Below are 14764 nucleotides of genomic sequence, written 5' to 3'. Positions count from 1 at the left end.
TTATCCTTTCTCAATCTTCTAAATTTCCACTTCTTCCAAGTCTTTGACCACATGGACATTTTCAAAAACAGTTGCCGCATCTTTCTTGAGCTGACTGATATCTTTTGAGAGGAAACGAGCACTGATATGATTGAGCAAGAGGCGTTTAGCACCGGCTTCTGCTGCTACTTGTGCTGCCTGCATATTGGTTGAGTGACCGTGGTTGCGGGCAATTTTTTCATCTCCCTTGCCATAAGTCGACTCATGGACAAGGACATCAGCGTTAACAGCTAGACGCACACTGGCATTGGTTTTACGGGTGTCACCCAGAATGGTGATAATCTTACCTGGACGGGGAGCTGAGATATAGTCTGCTGCCTTGATTTCAGTTCCATCTTCGAGAACAACGTCCTGGCCGTTTTTGATCTTTCCAAAAAGCGGACCAAATGGAACACCAGCAGCCTTAAGTTTTTCAGCATCCAAGGTCCCTTCTAGATCCTTTTGCATGACACGATAACCAACGCAGAAAATAGTGTGGTCCAGCTCCTCTGCATACACAGTGAATTTATCGGTCTCAAAGATTTTCCCTAGAGAATCTTGGTCAAACTCATGAAAATGAATGCGGTAAGGCAGACGAGAGCCTGACACACGAAGGCTGGTTAAGACAAATGACTTGATTCCTTGCGGTCCATAGATGTCCAAATCTGTCTGCTCTTCATTGGCCTGAAAAGCACGGCTAGAGAGAAATCCTGGCAATCCAAAGATGTGGTCTCCATGCAGGTGGGTGATAAAGATTTTGCTGACCTTCCGTGGTCGAATCGTGGTTTCCAGAATGCGATTTTGCGTTCCTTCTCCACAGTCAAAGAGCCAAACTTCGTTAATCTCATCCAAGAGTTTCAGGGCGAGACTTGAAACGTTGCGGGCTTTAGAGGGCTGACCGGCCCCTGTTCCTAAAAATTGAATATCCATTCGATACTTTCTAATTAATCAATATATAACATAGCTGTGCGATTTTCCGATCGGAAATAGCGACTGCCAGAAAAAGCAACAGCTTCTTGCAGTAAATCCTCTTGGCTGTAGCCTTTGAGACGCTTGCGACCATCTGCTAAACTTTCTAAATCAGTCAAAGCTGTGAGATTCTTCACACTAACAACTTCTTCATCTCCGACAGACTTCATGTAAATCTTTCCAGACTCCTCAAAGACTAGTTGATGGGGGAAAATTTGCGCAATCTCAAAAAGTAAGTCATCCGAGATTTCCTCTTCATTTTCAGAGAAAATTCGCCCCAAGCCCTCACTCTCATAGCAAAATCCAAAAGATTTACCAGACAGATTAAGACGAATAAAAGGCTTATTTTCAAAGGTGAAACTTGGCTCAGCATTGTAGAGATTCAGTTCATGACTGAGTTCTGCAAAGTAATCTGTCGCAGCTTGAGGGCTCTTTTTCTGGTAGAGTTCAGCAAAGTAGGCATTGACGACACTCGGAGGAGGTGTGATAAGTGCCAACTGCTCCTGCTCTGTTTTGCCAGCTAGAAGTTGATCCAGATAGACCTTATCCAAGCTTGTATAACCTCCATATTTTAGAGCCAACGTTTTAATGTCAGTCATAAAATTCCTCTAACCTCCATTTATTTTTCTCGGAAATGTAGCCTGTAATCACTTCTTCATCATCTTGATAGTCCCGCTCTTCCAGAATCGCCACACTTTCTAGATCATGAATCTTGTAAGACTTTGAAAAAGGCACGCGCAGGGTAAATCTCTCAAAAATATCCTTGATCTTCTCCAAAAACAATGCTTGCAAGTTCTCACGACTATCCTCAGACTTGGCAGAAATGAGGGCATAAGGCGTTTGAGTCGGCATGAAATCCTCCACCAAATCCGCTTTATTATAAAGAGTCAGGCGAGGAATATCGTCCATATCCAAGTCTTTCATGATAGACAGAACCGTTTTTTCATGTTCCTCGTGATAAGGATTACTGGCATCGATGACATGAACCAGAAGATCCACGTGCTTACTTTCTTCCAAAGTGGACTTAAAACTGGACACCAATTCTGTTGGCAAATCTTGGATAAAGCCAACCGTATCAGTCAAGGTAACCTGAAGATTGCCCCCTAGATGGATGCTCTTTGTCGTCGCATCCAGAGTCGCAAATAGCTCGTCTGCTTCGTACTGGATCTTACTGGTCAAGGTGTTCATGATGGTTGATTTCCCAGCATTGGTGTAACCAATCAAACCAATCTTAAAGGTACTTGACTCCAAGCGTTTTTCTCTGACTGTCGCCCGATTTTTCTCAACCACCTTGAGCTGGCGCTCGATATCTGTGATTTGATTACGAACACTACGACGGTTCAGTTCCAGCTGACTTTCACCAGGTCCACGGGAACCAATTCCCCCCGCCTGACGGCTGAGCATAATCCCCTGACCAACCAAGCGAGGCAAGAGATACTTGAGCTGGGCCAAATGAACTTGGAGTTTTCCTTCATGGCTTCGAGCCCGCATGGCAAAGATATCCAGAATCAACTGCATACGGTCAATGACCTTGACACCGAGAATTTCTTCTAGATTGACATTTTGCCGTGGAGTCAAGCGATTATTGACGATGACAGTAGTAATTTCTTCTGCATCCACCATCCGCGCAATCTCTTCCAACTTACCAGAACCAACGAAGGTCTTGGAGTCATACTTTTCCCGTTTTTGCCTGTAGCTATCTACAACGACTGCCCCAGCTGTCTTAGCCAGACTGGCCAATTCTTCCATGGAGAGGTCAAAATTGTCCATGCCCTGCAATTCCACACCGATGAGTAGGACTCGTTCCTCTTTTTTCTCCGTTTCAATCATCTAAAAACTCCTCAATCTGGCTTAAAATGCGGTTTTGAACTCCAGGCTCTCCTATCTGATAAAAGGTCACCTGCATGCGATTACGGAACCAGGTCAGCTGACGCTTAGCAAAACGACGGGTCGCCTGTTTGAGACTATCGCTTGCTTTCTCAAGAGTTTGCTCCCCACGGAAATAAGGAAAGAGTTCCTTGTAACCAATGCCTTTGGCTGCCTGCGCATCTGGATAGTGCTCAAAGAGCCACTTGGCCTCATCCAAAAGCCCAGCCTCAAACATCAGATCTACTCGGCGATTGATACGTTCATAAAGCTGACTGCGTTCATCATCCAAGCAGATAATCAAAGGTTCATAAGGACTTTCCTGATTTTCCAAATCCTGACCAAAATGGACGATTTCCAAGGCACGCATAGCACGACGACGGTTAAACTGGGGAATTGCAAGACCTGCTTGCTCCACAAGATGGGCTAATTCCTCATCTGAATAAGGCTCCAAACTAGCCCGATAGGCCAAAATCTCCTCATGAGGTGTTTCCCCACCTAGATGGTAGCCTTCTAACAAGCTCTGGATATAAAGCCCAGTCCCACCAGCGATAATAGCAAGCTTGCCACGGCTTTGAATATCCTCAATAGCCTTCTTAGCTTCTGAAACAAAATCAAAAGCCGAGTAAGACTCGGTCACCTCTCTGACATCAATCAAATGATGAGGAACAGAAGCTTGCTCCTCTGGGCTAGCCTTGGCCGTCCCAATATCCAATCCTCTGTATACTTGCTGACTGTCACCACTGACCACCTCTCCACCAAAGCGCTTGGCCACTTCAATAGCAAGGGCTGTCTTCCCAACAGCAGTCGGTCCAACAATCACAATTATTTTTGTTTTCATCTTTTTTCCTTGAAAAATTTCCATTTTTTCGTTACTATTATTATATCACAAAAAGGTCAGTCAGAAAAATGCTACCACTTGAGGAGCCTGGCTGATCGGGAAGATAAAGGAGGAAGACTCATGGCTAAAGGATTCGCTAAAGGTCTTGTAACAGGTGTCGCAGGAACTGTCGCTGCCGTTGCAGGTGCAGTATACGCAATTAAAAAGAAAGTGATTGAGCCAGAAGAGCAAAAAGCAGCTTTCATCGAAGAAAACCGCAAAAAAGCAGCTCGCCGCCGCGTATCACATTAAGCAACAAAAGAAGTTGAGAAATCTCAACTTCTTTTTATTTTCTTTTATACTCAATGAAAATCAAAGAGCAAACTAGAAATCTAGCCACAGGTTGCTCAAAGCACTGCTTTGAGGTTGCAGATAGAACTGACGAAGTCAGCTCAAAACACTGTTTTGAGGTTGTGGATAGAACTGACGAAGTCAGTCACCATACCTACGGTAAGGCGACGCTGACGTGGTTTGAAGAGATTTTCGAAGAGTATTAAATAGCCAAATCAAACTTCAGTTGTGGCTTGACTGGATCATAGTCAACCAACTCAAAGTCTTCGGCTTTGATATCAAAGAAATTAGTCCCATCAGGAACATTTAAAACCAAGCGTGGTTGGCAGTTTGACGGCTCACGACGAAGCAATTCCTGAGCTTGTTCAAACTGATTATCATAGATATGAAGGTTGTTGATAAAATAGAAAAACTTCCCAACCTTCCAGCCGAAATGCTTGGCAATCATCATCTGTAGAGCCACATACTGCATAGCATTAATGTGGTGAGCAACCAGCATATCATTCGAGCGCTGGGTCAAAGTCGCATCCAGATAGATGTCCCCATCAACTCGACGGACATCAAACATAGTCTGGAAAGCACATGGAAGGAGGCCGTCTGTCTCCTCAAAAGCCTCGTAATCCCAGAGCGAGATGATATTGCGACGATTCCAAGGGTTAGCTTCCAACTGCTTGAGAATCTTGTTAATGATGTCGTGTTTCTTAACGACCGCCCCATAGCGTTCACCGATGGTTCCTGTCTCTCCCACTTCCCAGTCATTCCAGTAGTGAACATTGTACTTGTCATTGAGCACTTCTAGGCTATTAGACTGATCTTGATAAATCCAGAGTACTTCCTTGATGGCGGATTTGATAGCAATCGGGCGCAAGGTTGTGATGGGAAATTCCCCCTTGGCCAAGTCGTACTCAGCAAAGGCACCCGTTATGTACTTGGAGTTGGCAACAGTCCCATCCTTGTACTTGGGACGTGCTTGTTCAGAAAAGACGCCGTCTTTGAGGATTCGTTCAATATTTTCTTTAAAAATCGTATCTGCTTTTGTCATTTACTCTCACCTCATTTATTGTCCTAACTAGTATAACATAAAAAAAGAAAGGAGGAAAATCACTGGCTTTAAAGTAGTGTTTTTCTCCTTTCATTATCTTATTGCAATACAAGTGATGCTGCTCCGATAACTCCAGCGTCATTTCCTAGAGTTGCAAGAGCTAATTTTGTTGATGTACGTACTTGTGGGAAGGTGTTTTCGTCGTAGACCTTTTGAACACCTTGTAGAAGGAATTCTCCCGCAGCTGATACACCACCACCGATAACGATTGTTGATGGGTTTAGGATTGATCCTATGTTAGCACACGCGATACCCAAGTAACGTGAGAAGTTACGGTAAACGATCAAGGCAAGGTCGTCCCCTTCTTTTGCAAGGTCAAAGACAGTTTTGGCTGTTACTTCTTCACCGTCGTCGATCAAGCGTTTCAAAGCCGCATCGCCTTCGTATTCATCTGCATAACGACGAGTCAAGTTGACAATCCCTGTTGCAGAAGCAACTGTCTCAAGACAGCCTTTTTTACCACAGGTACATGCGATTGGTTGGTCAAAGTCAACAGTGATGTGGCCAAGCTCTCCTGCTGCACCAGCAACACCGTGAAGCAATTTGCCTTCTGCCACGATACCGCCACCAACACCTGTACCAAGTGTCATAAAGACAACGTCTGGTTGATTTTCACCAGCCCCCATCCAGCGCTCACCAAGAGCAGCTACGTTGGCATCATTATCAATGAAGAATGGAATCCCCAAGGCTTTTTCAATCTTTTCTTTAATCGGTTGAAGGGTTTTCCAGTTGAGGTTATATGCACCGATAACAGTTCCTTTTTCACGGTCAACCACACCAGGTGATCCCATCCCAATCCCTCGGAAATCTGTAGCTGACAATCCAAGCAAGTCCAAACGATGTCGAATAGACTCAATCATATCATCTACAATATGGCTTCCTTCATCCAAAATATTAGTCTTGATAGACCATTTTTCTTGGATTTCTCCTTCTTGAGTTAAAATTGCAAACTTGATAGATGTTCCACCAAGGTCAATCCCAATAATCTTTTGACTCATCGTCTTCTCCTTTTTAATTGAAAATGCTTACAGATATAGTATAACAAAATCGTCTCTTTTGTGCAAAGGTTTGCATTAACTTCCTAGAAATTATTCTGAGTTATGGTTTCCAAAGGCCAGAACCATCTACGTAGTATCTGCCACCATCAACTCGCTCATTCTTTGCCATTTTACCATCTGATTTCAAATAGTAATTTCCTTGCCAAGTATTACGAGCGTATGAACCATCTGATTTCAAGTAGTACCAGGATTGATAAGAAAAGTCATAAATCCACTCACCTTGTGCCATTTTACCGTTTGCTTTGAGATAAAAAGCGCCTTGCCAAGCATTTTGGGCATAGGATCCATCTGATTTCAAATAATACCAAGCTTGGTATGATGAATCATAAATCCATTCACTTTGAGCCATCTTTCCGTTTAGTTTTAGATAATAACTTCCTATCCATGTGTTTCGTGCATACGAACCATCCGATTTGAGATAATACCATCCTTTGTAATATGAGTCATATATCCACTCACTCTGAGCCATTGTCCCATCTGATTTGAGATAGTAGTCTCCTTTCCAAGAATTTGTTACTGGATTACCATTGTCAGAATAATAATACCAATATCCATCCTGCTTAACCCATCCACTAGAAGAAACTCTATTCTGTGGACTAGACTGGCGTGGTTTAAAGACTCCCCGAGGTGCATTTGCACGTTCACAAGCTATCCCATCACCATCACGATCTAGTTTAGATGAGTATCCGGGCTCTCCTCTATGAATATCAGAATAACCATTTTCCCATGCTTCTTTACAACTAGAAAAATGAATATTTTCTTCTGCAACAACCGGTTGAGCAAACAAACCTAAAACTGGAAGGACAGTAAGAATCACTTTCAGAAAAATTGTTTTTTTCATCATTTCCTCCTAATAAAATGACATCGTTTTCTTTTTATTTTATCAAACTTAATTCAACAATTCAACATATCCATTATATTTTTTAATTTATGAAATTTATTTAGAATTCACTTCCAACTCATACAAACCTCTGACTGCGTTACAGCCATAGACAGCTTCTGCTTGGTTCAAGTCTGCCAAAGTCAAGACTTTTTCCTCTACCTGTCCTGTTTTTAGCAAATGCTGACGATAGATTCCTGGCAAAATTCCTTGACTGGTAGGTGGTGTATAGAGTTTACCATTAATTTTTAAGATCAGATTTCCAATAGAGGTTTCCAATAGCTCTCCTGCTGCATTATGGTAAATCTTCTCTTGCTCTCCTAGGCTTAAATGTGGTCTGTGAGTGGTTTTAAAGTAGGTAAAGGATTGATTCAAATCTGCTTCTTGCAGACAAAGTTTGGCTTTGCAGAAACTTGGACTGAGGGGACTTAAGATTTGGCGACTGAGTTTCATCTCTCCAGATTTGCTGAGGGTAACTCGTAAGCGGTAGTCTTGATTAACATCACAAACTTGGCACTCTTTCTCTATCTTTTGTCTCAGGTTTTCTGGATCAAAAGGATAGGCAAAATATCGACTTGCCTTTGTCAGTCTTTCCAGATGTTGATCTTCAAAAAGCAGTTGTTTTTGGCTGATTTTCCCAGTTGTAATCAATTGGAAACGTGCTTGTTTACGATAGAGAACAGCCGCCTTTTGATGAACCTCTCGGTATTCAGATTCCCAAGTACTATCCCAGGTAATCCCTCCGCCAACCCCATAGATGGCTTGCCCTTGATGCAGTTGAATGGTCCGAATGGCGACATTGAAAATCCGTCGTCCATTTGGAAGCAAGAGACCAATCGTTCCGCAGTAAACTCCTCTGGGTTGAGGCTCCAAGTTCTTGATGATTTCCATGGTCGCAATTTTCGGTGCTCCCGTTATGGAACCACATGGAAAGAGCGAACGGAAGATTTCAACTAGCTCAACATCCGGTCGTAACTGACTCTTGATGGTTGAAGTCATCTGCCAAACGGTCGAATACTGCTCCACTTGACACAGACGCTCCACATGCTCACTCCCCACCTCAGAAATACGGTTCATATCGTTGCGCAAGAGGTCCACAATCATCATATTTTCAGAGCGATTTTTAGGATCCTGCTCCAACCAACTAGCCTGTTCTAAATCTTCTTGGTCGGTCAACCCGCGCTGGGTTGTTCCCTTCATTGGGCGAGTCGTTAATTCCCGGTCATTTTGCTCAAAAAAGAGCTCTGGACTCATGGAAATCACTGTCATCTCGTCATGTTCCACATAGGCATTGTAGCCCGCCTCCTGCTCTACCACCATACGATTGTAAGTGGCAAAAGGATTGGAACTTAGTTCTTGCTTGAGTTGGACAGTGTAGTTGACCTGATAGGTGTCTCCCTGACGCAAATGATGGTGAATCTGGGCAATAGCCTTTTCATAGTCTGTCGCAGATGTTTCTTCCTGCCACTTTGAAGGCAGATCTACTTCCTCATAAGTCAGAGGAATAGGCGATGTTTCTACCCTGTCATGAACTGTAAAATATAACAGATACTCTGCCAGTAAAGGAGCTTTATAAACTGCTAATTTCTCCTCAAATGCAGGTGCAGCCTCGTAACTGACATAGCCCACCACATAATACCCTTGCTCTTGGTAGCTTTCCACTTGTGCCAGCAGGTCTGCCACTTCTGCTAAATCTCTCGTTTTTAACTCTTTGATAGGCTGAGTGAAGGTGTATCTCTCCCCCAAAGCCCTAAAATCAATCACTGTTTTTCTATGCATATCTTAAGTATAGCACAAAAAAGTCGACCTAGAACATCTAAATCCAGCTTTGTTTACTGATTTCTATAACGAAAAATCTTCTCTACTTTACTTTTTCTACTTTTGGCAATTCTCCATCAGATAGCTCCCCTTCTTCTTGTAAAAACTGATCTTATTTGGAGCACTTTACACAAAAATTCAACAAAAAAAGAACAGAGGAAGTCCTGGTATCTATACCATTTTTCCTCTGTCTTTTACTTTTCTTCTGTTACTACAGAATAAGTTCACGACTTTCTGATAGAATCTTGTGGATACTGCGCACGCGCACCTCCAATGAGTTTTGGGCGACTTGCAAGAGCCGTTACATGGGCATGCCCAATTTCTCTCAAAAGAGGGCGAATCGGAACCTGAACATGCTTGACATGCATGCCAATCGCAGTATCTCCGATATCCAATCCAGCATGGGCCTTGATAAATTCAACCTCAACTGGATCCCGCATAAACTTGAAGGCTGCCAACTGACCGGAACCTCCTGCATGAAGTGTAGGAAGGACACTGACGATTTCAAGACCAAGCTGCTCTGCCACCTGACGTTCAACGACGAGGGCTCGATTGACATGTTCACAACCTTGAACAGCTAGATGAATCCCTTTTCCCTCTAGGATATCTAGAATGGTTTTCACAATGATTTCCCCAATTTCTTGACTGGATTCCTTGCCAATCTGACCACCTATCACCTCACTAGAAGAAAGGCCCAAAACAAAGATAGCTCCTTGCTTCAAATTAGCCTTTTCTAACACATCTTCTACAATCTGGCTTGTTGCTCTTTGAATGTCTTTTTCCTTCATACTTGATACCTCTTTTGTCACTATCTATCATATCTTTTTTTACTGATTTTATCAAGGCCAACTAATCATTCTGATTTTTAAAAGCAAAACTCCCAGAATAGACTGGGAGTTAGCTAATTACTATTTTATTAATGCATATTTCAACTATCGTCCCTTTTTCGGGTACAGAATTGATCTTCATCTGGTAATTGTTTCCAAAATGAAGTTTGAGTCGTTGGTCGACATTTTGAAGGCCAACTCCCCCACGTTTGAGCTGACTTTGACTGCTATCGCCAGCAGCTTGGAAGCCAACGCCATCATCCTCAATGCGGATGACAAGCCCTGTATTCTGTTTCTGAACAGAAACTTTAATATGTCCCTGACCTTCCTTTTCCTTAATGCCATGGTAAAGAGCATTTTCTACAAGGGGTTGTAGCACCAACTTGGGTAAGACTAGGTTACCAAAAGCAGGATCTTCATCAATCTCATACTCCAGCTTATCCCCATAGCGTTGTTTCTGGATAAAGAGGTACTGGCGGACATGATTGATTTCATCAGAAAGAGAAATCAAATCCTTGCCTTGATTGAGCGCCAAGCGGAAATAGGTTGCCAAGGACTTGGTCACCTGAACCACTCGCTGACTATCCTGAAACTCAGCCATCCAGATGATAGTGTCCAAAGTATTATAGAGGAAATGGGGGTTAATCTGGCTCGACAAGGCTTGAAGTTCATACTGCCGGGTCGCTTCTTCCTGCCTGCGCACATCTGTCATCAACTGATCAATCTGATCCAGCATGGCATTGAACTGACGAGTCACTTCTCTCAGTTCATAGGCGCCAGCTTCTTTAGCACGCAGATTTTGTGTACCAGAAGCAATTTCCAGCATGGTTTCTCTCAAATCCTTCAAAGGGGCAATCCAGCGTTTGAGACTGAACCACACCAAGCAGAGACAGGCAAGAAGAGATAAGGCACTAGCACCAAGCAAGGTCCACATGAGTTGACTCCGAACCTGGTCTAACTTCTCCAACGAAGACACGCCTATCACCGTCCAATCAGTTCCTGCAATCTTTTCCTGACTGACGTAGGATTGATGGTCTAGCGTATAGCCCTGCCCCGTCTCGATGTAAGGTTTCATGGCCTCCATTTCACTCGCTGAGCTATAGACAGTACGTTTAGGATGGTAGACAAATTCATGGTTTTCATTGATGATAAAGGCAAAGCCCTGCTGGCCCAACTGGAGTTGGTTAAGATAGGCTTCCAGAGTTTCGTAGGAAATATCCAAACGAAGCACACCAAGATTGGCTCCCTTTTCATCAACAAGTTCCTGAGTAACAGAAATGACCCATTGACTATCTGATTTACGAGCTGGGGTTAAAACTGGCTTAGCTCCCTGATGAATGGCCTTTTGGTACCAATCCTCAGCCATCATATCTGAGGAAGTTTTCATCTGCACACTATCATCTGTAGAAATAACCTGACCGGATTTGGTGACCAGTACCACCGTTTTCAAGTCCTGGTCTGCCTTTAAGATAGTCAAAAACAGATCTCGGATTCCCTTGACTTGGTCTTGGTTAGGATTCTCAGCATAGGCTAGGACATCCTTCTGCTGGGTCAAACTGGTCGAGGTGGTTTCTAATTTTTTGATATAAGACTGAATAAAGTGGCTAGTTTGGCTGATGGTCGTTTGGCTATTGCCCTCAATAGTGGCCTCAATGGCTGATGAACTAGATTGATAATAGAAAGTCCCAACCACAGCTAGGAGAATGAGAAAGACCAGAAAGATGGAAATAACCATTCTGACTAGGAGAGAAGAACGCTTCATCGACCTTCCCCTTTCTTAAACTGACGAGGTGTCACACCTGCAATCTGTTTAAAACGTTGGGTAAAGTAGTTCATATCTTCAAAACCAACCTTTTCGGCTATCTCATAAATCTTTAAATCCGTTGTCAAGAGCAAAAGCTTGGCTTGTTTGACACGTTCTCGCACCAAATAATCCTGAAAAGGCAGGCCCAACTCTTTCTTAATCAAGGAACTCAAATAAGTCGGACTAAAACCTAGGTCACTGGCCAAAGACTTCAAACTAAACTGACTGTCAGCTAGATGGGACTGGATTTTCTGAGCAATATTTCCCTCAAACTTATCGGTTAATAAATCTTGTAACTGCTCTTCTTTTTCTTCCTTGTCTAGTTTTTGCTTGATTTTCCCTAACATTTCCTCAATATCCTGACGAGAAAAGGGTTTGAGCAGGTAATCATCTACACCGAGTTTGACGGCAGACAAGGCATAATCAAAATCATCGTAACCCGTCAAAAATACCAAATGCACCTGGGGATAGGTTTCTCGGACCAGCCTGGCCAACTGGATGCCATTTAGCTGAGGCATATTGATATCGGTTAAAATGATATCCGGCACCTGTTGTTGAATCAAGTCCCAAGCCTGTCTTCCATTTTCAGCCTGACCGATGATTTCCATATCGTAGGCTGCTACATTGACCAGCTTGGTCAAGCCTTGTCTTACCAGATACTCATCTTCTACGATTAAGATTGTGTAGGTCATGCTCTGCTCCTTTACCACTTACTAGTATCAGTATAGCAAAATTCTCCTCTAACTGCTTAGGAAAGACTTCTTAATCTACATAATCTAGTAAATAAGCGTAGCCTTTTTCTGCCATTTGGTCTTTGGGAATAAAGCGGATAGAGAGACTATTGATACAGTAGCGCAAGCCCCCCTTGTCCTGAGGTCCATCTGTAAAAACATGACCAAGGTGAGAATCTCCAACTCGGCTCCGCACTTCCATGCGTGTCATATTGTAGGACTTATCTTCCTTGTAGGTAGCAACATCTGGACTAATTGGTTGGGTGAAACTAGGCCAGCCACAACCAGACTCAAACTTGTCCTTTGATGAAAAGAGGGGTTCGCCAGTTGCCACATCCACATAGATACCGGATTCAAATTTATCCCAATAGCGGTTTGAAAAAGCTCGTTCTGTTTGATTTTTCTGGGTAACTGCATACTCCTCAGGTGACAAGGTCTTTTTCAATTCCTCGTCACTTGGTTTAGGATATTTGCTGGCATCAATGACAGGGTAGGCAGCCTGATTAACATTGATATGACAGTAGCCATTTGGATTTTTCTTGAGGTAGTCTTGGTGATAATCCTCCGCCACCACAAAATTCTTCAAGTTTTCCTTTTCAACTGCCAGAGGTTGGTCATATTTCTTAGCAACTTCATCAAAGACTTGGTTGATTACCTCCAAATCCTTGTCATCTGTGTAATAAACGCCAGTACGATACTGGGTCCCCACATCATTTCCTTGTTTATTTTTGCTGGTTGGATTGATAATGCGGAAGTAATGAAGCAGGATCTCCTTGAGGGAAATTTGATTGGCGTCGTAAGTGACATGGACGGTTTCCGCATGACCTGTTTGGTTAATCAATTCGTACTTGGTTGTTTCCCCTCTACCGTTTGCATAGCCAGAAACGGCATCTGTCACTCCAGGCACGCGTGAGAAGTATTCCTCCACTCCCCAGAAACATCCTCCAGCTAGATAAATTTCGTGCAAGTCTGCGTCTTTACTCACTTCTGTTTTTTTCACTGTTTTTGCTCCTTGGCTAACGGATGCTTTCTCAATTTGCGAGCTATCTGTCTGCCCTGCATTTCGCATCAATAGAAAATAGAAACCGGTTATGGCTAGGAGAATGACCCCTGCCAAGACAAAAAGTTTTACTTTATCATTCATAGCCTTTCTCTACCCCATTTCTTTCAATTCTTTTAAAATCATTTCCTTATCCATAAAACCTGGTTGCGTTTTGACCAGCTTGCCTTCCTTGTCTATAAAGGCTTGAGTCGGATAAGAACGGACACCATAACTTTCCAAGAGTTTACCTGATGGATCAATTAGAACTGGGAAATTTTTATAATCCAAGCCCTTGTACCAATTCTTAAAGTCCGCTTCTGCTTGTTCACCTTTGTGTCCAGGAGAGACCACTGTCAAAACTACATAGTCATCACCAGCTTCTTTAGCGATTTCATCCGTATCTGGAAGGCTGGCTAGACAGATGGAACACCAAGAAGCCCAGAATTTGAGATAAACTTTCTTGCCCTTGTAGTCAGATAAACGATAGGTCTTGCCATCTACACCTGTCAGTTCAAAATTAGCGACTTCCTGACCCTTAGTGGCAGTTTGTGAACTAACTTGTTCTGTTTTGGTTTGCTCCTTCATAGTAGACTCGTCTGCCATATTTTTAGCCGAACAGGCTGCCAAGCAACAGATTGAGCCTACTCCAAGGAGACATGTTTGCCATTTTTTCATTTCTTTTTCCTCTCTATTCAAATAATGTAGTCAAAATGGAAGCATTTCCCAAAAGCACCAAGATTCCCATCACGATAATGAGGAAACCACCCACTTTTTTGAGGGTCCCGAGATAAGGATGGAGTTTTCGGAAATGTTTCAAAACATAGCTGGAGGCGAGAGCTAGAACCAAAAATGGTAGTGCCAATCCCAGCGTGTAAACCAACATGAGACCAGCTCCCTGCCAAGCACCTGAGCCACCAGAAGCCGCCAAGGCTAAAACAGAGCCCAAAACCGGCCCTACACACGGCGTCCAAGCAAAACTAAAGGTCAACCCCAGTAAAAATGCTTGACTATAGCCGTTACCCTTTTGCCCCTGTCTCTTTAATTGTAGCCTTCTTTCCTTGTAGAGGCCCTGCAAATGTAGGACTTCCATCTGGTGTAAGCCCAAGAGAATGATAATCGCACCTGTCACATACTGAAACCAGGAAGTATAAAGCAAATTGCCTAAAAAACCAGCTCCATAACCCAGTAAGATAAAGATAAAAGAAATCCCCGCTATAAAGGCCAAAGTTCGCAATAAACTAACAACTGAGATTGAAAATTTTCCGCTGGAAGCCTGAGCACCATCTTTGTCATCAAGTAAAACCCCTGCATAGACTGGCAACACGGGTAAGATACAAGGAGAAAAGAAGGAAAGAATTCCAGCAAGAAAAACACTGATAAAAAAGATTACATTGTCCATTGCCTTCCTCCATTCTTTGATTTGATAGGTCTATTATATCCCCAAAACTCCAGAAAAAACAGGGACAATGATAGGCAAA

General features: G+C 43.1%; 15 protein-coding genes. 1 reads left to right on the top strand and 14 read right to left on the bottom strand.

Translation table 11 applies throughout. The annotated features are described in order from the left end of the window. Positions 1–18: 18 nt before the first annotated feature. The 4 genes from rnz to miaA are packed head-to-tail and all read right to left on the bottom strand — an operon-like array spanning position 19 to position 3694. Complete coding sequence (rnz, locus tag A6J84_RS01740) at positions 19–948, bottom strand: ribonuclease Z (protein ID WP_095725903.1); 930 nt, start codon at positions 946–948, stop codon at positions 19–21. A gap of 14 nt (positions 949–962) precedes the next feature. Beyond that, positions 963–1586 (bottom strand): cystathionine beta-lyase, encoded by a 624-nt coding sequence (locus A6J84_RS01735; protein ID WP_095725902.1) that lies wholly within the window; start codon positions 1584–1586, stop codon positions 963–965. Beyond that, positions 1579–2817, bottom strand: a complete 1239-nt coding sequence (gene hflX, locus A6J84_RS01730) for a GTPase HflX (protein ID WP_095725901.1) — start codon at positions 2815–2817, stop codon at positions 1579–1581. Before hflX ends, A6J84_RS01735 begins: the two co-directional genes overlap by 8 nt. After that, positions 2810–3694: a tRNA (adenosine(37)-N6)-dimethylallyltransferase MiaA gene (gene miaA, locus A6J84_RS01725; protein ID WP_000850169.1), complete on the bottom strand. Its 885-nt coding sequence runs from the start codon at positions 3692–3694 to the stop codon at positions 2810–2812. Before miaA ends, hflX begins: the two co-directional genes overlap by 8 nt. A 120-nt stretch (positions 3695–3814) precedes the next feature. Here miaA and A6J84_RS01720 point away from each other — a divergent pair, with 120 nt between their 5' ends. Then, complete coding sequence (locus A6J84_RS01720) at positions 3815–3985, top strand: DUF3042 family protein (protein WP_001051782.1); 171 nt, start codon at positions 3815–3817, stop codon at positions 3983–3985. A gap of 241 nt (positions 3986–4226) precedes the next feature. On the opposite strand, the gene A6J84_RS01710 is transcribed toward A6J84_RS01720, so the two are convergent. The 10 genes from A6J84_RS01710 to ccdA2 all read right to left on the bottom strand — a co-directional run bounded on the left by A6J84_RS01710 (position 4227) and on the right by ccdA2 (position 14685). Then, complete coding sequence (locus A6J84_RS01710; RefSeq protein ID WP_095725899.1) at positions 4227–5066, bottom strand: thymidylate synthase; 840 nt, start codon at positions 5064–5066, stop codon at positions 4227–4229. Between the two features lie 98 nt (positions 5067–5164). After that, positions 5165–6124: an ROK family glucokinase gene (locus A6J84_RS01705; protein ID WP_049477486.1), complete on the bottom strand. Its 960-nt coding sequence runs from the start codon at positions 6122–6124 to the stop codon at positions 5165–5167. Positions 6125–6224: 100 nt separating this feature from the next. Then, entirely contained in the window at positions 6225–7025 is an 801-nt protein-coding gene (locus A6J84_RS01700; protein ID WP_080976501.1) for an excalibur calcium-binding domain-containing protein, read from the bottom strand. A 96-nt stretch (positions 7026–7121) separates the two neighbouring features. Next, positions 7122–8843: an aminodeoxychorismate synthase component I gene (pabB, locus tag A6J84_RS01695; protein ID WP_049477485.1), complete on the bottom strand. Its 1722-nt coding sequence runs from the start codon at positions 8841–8843 to the stop codon at positions 7122–7124. Positions 8844–9106: 263 nt separating this feature from the next. Further along, on the bottom strand, positions 9107–9670 hold the full coding sequence (locus tag A6J84_RS01690; RefSeq protein ID WP_049477484.1) for a TIGR01440 family protein: 564 nt from the start codon (positions 9668–9670) through the stop codon (positions 9107–9109). Between the two features lie 109 nt (positions 9671–9779). After that, the gene (locus A6J84_RS01685; RefSeq protein ID WP_049477483.1) at positions 9780–11471 is read right to left on the bottom strand and encodes a sensor histidine kinase; all 1692 of its coding nucleotides are present in this window, start codon (positions 11469–11471) and stop codon (positions 9780–9782) included. Next, complete coding sequence (locus A6J84_RS01680) at positions 11468–12205, bottom strand: response regulator transcription factor (RefSeq protein ID WP_000222612.1); 738 nt, start codon at positions 12203–12205, stop codon at positions 11468–11470. Before A6J84_RS01680 ends, A6J84_RS01685 begins: the two co-directional genes overlap by 4 nt. Before the next feature lie 70 nt (positions 12206–12275). Next, entirely contained in the window at positions 12276–13388 is a 1113-nt protein-coding gene (msrB, locus tag A6J84_RS01675; protein ID WP_000998578.1) for a peptide-methionine (R)-S-oxide reductase MsrB, read from the bottom strand. Positions 13389–13397: 9 nt separating this feature from the next. After that, entirely contained in the window at positions 13398–13961 is a 564-nt protein-coding gene (locus A6J84_RS01670; protein ID WP_000759248.1) for a redoxin family protein, read from the bottom strand. Between the two features lie 13 nt (positions 13962–13974). Then, complete coding sequence (gene ccdA2, locus A6J84_RS01665) at positions 13975–14685, bottom strand: thiol-disulfide oxidoreductase-associated membrane protein CcdA2 (protein WP_000370911.1); 711 nt, start codon at positions 14683–14685, stop codon at positions 13975–13977. Positions 14686–14764 lie beyond the last annotated feature (79 nt).

The sequence above is a fragment of the Streptococcus sp. FDAARGOS_256 genome, assembly GCF_002289235.2.
Taxonomy (GTDB): domain Bacteria; phylum Bacillota; class Bacilli; order Lactobacillales; family Streptococcaceae; genus Streptococcus.
This window is presented reverse-complemented; position numbering and strand designations above follow the sequence as displayed.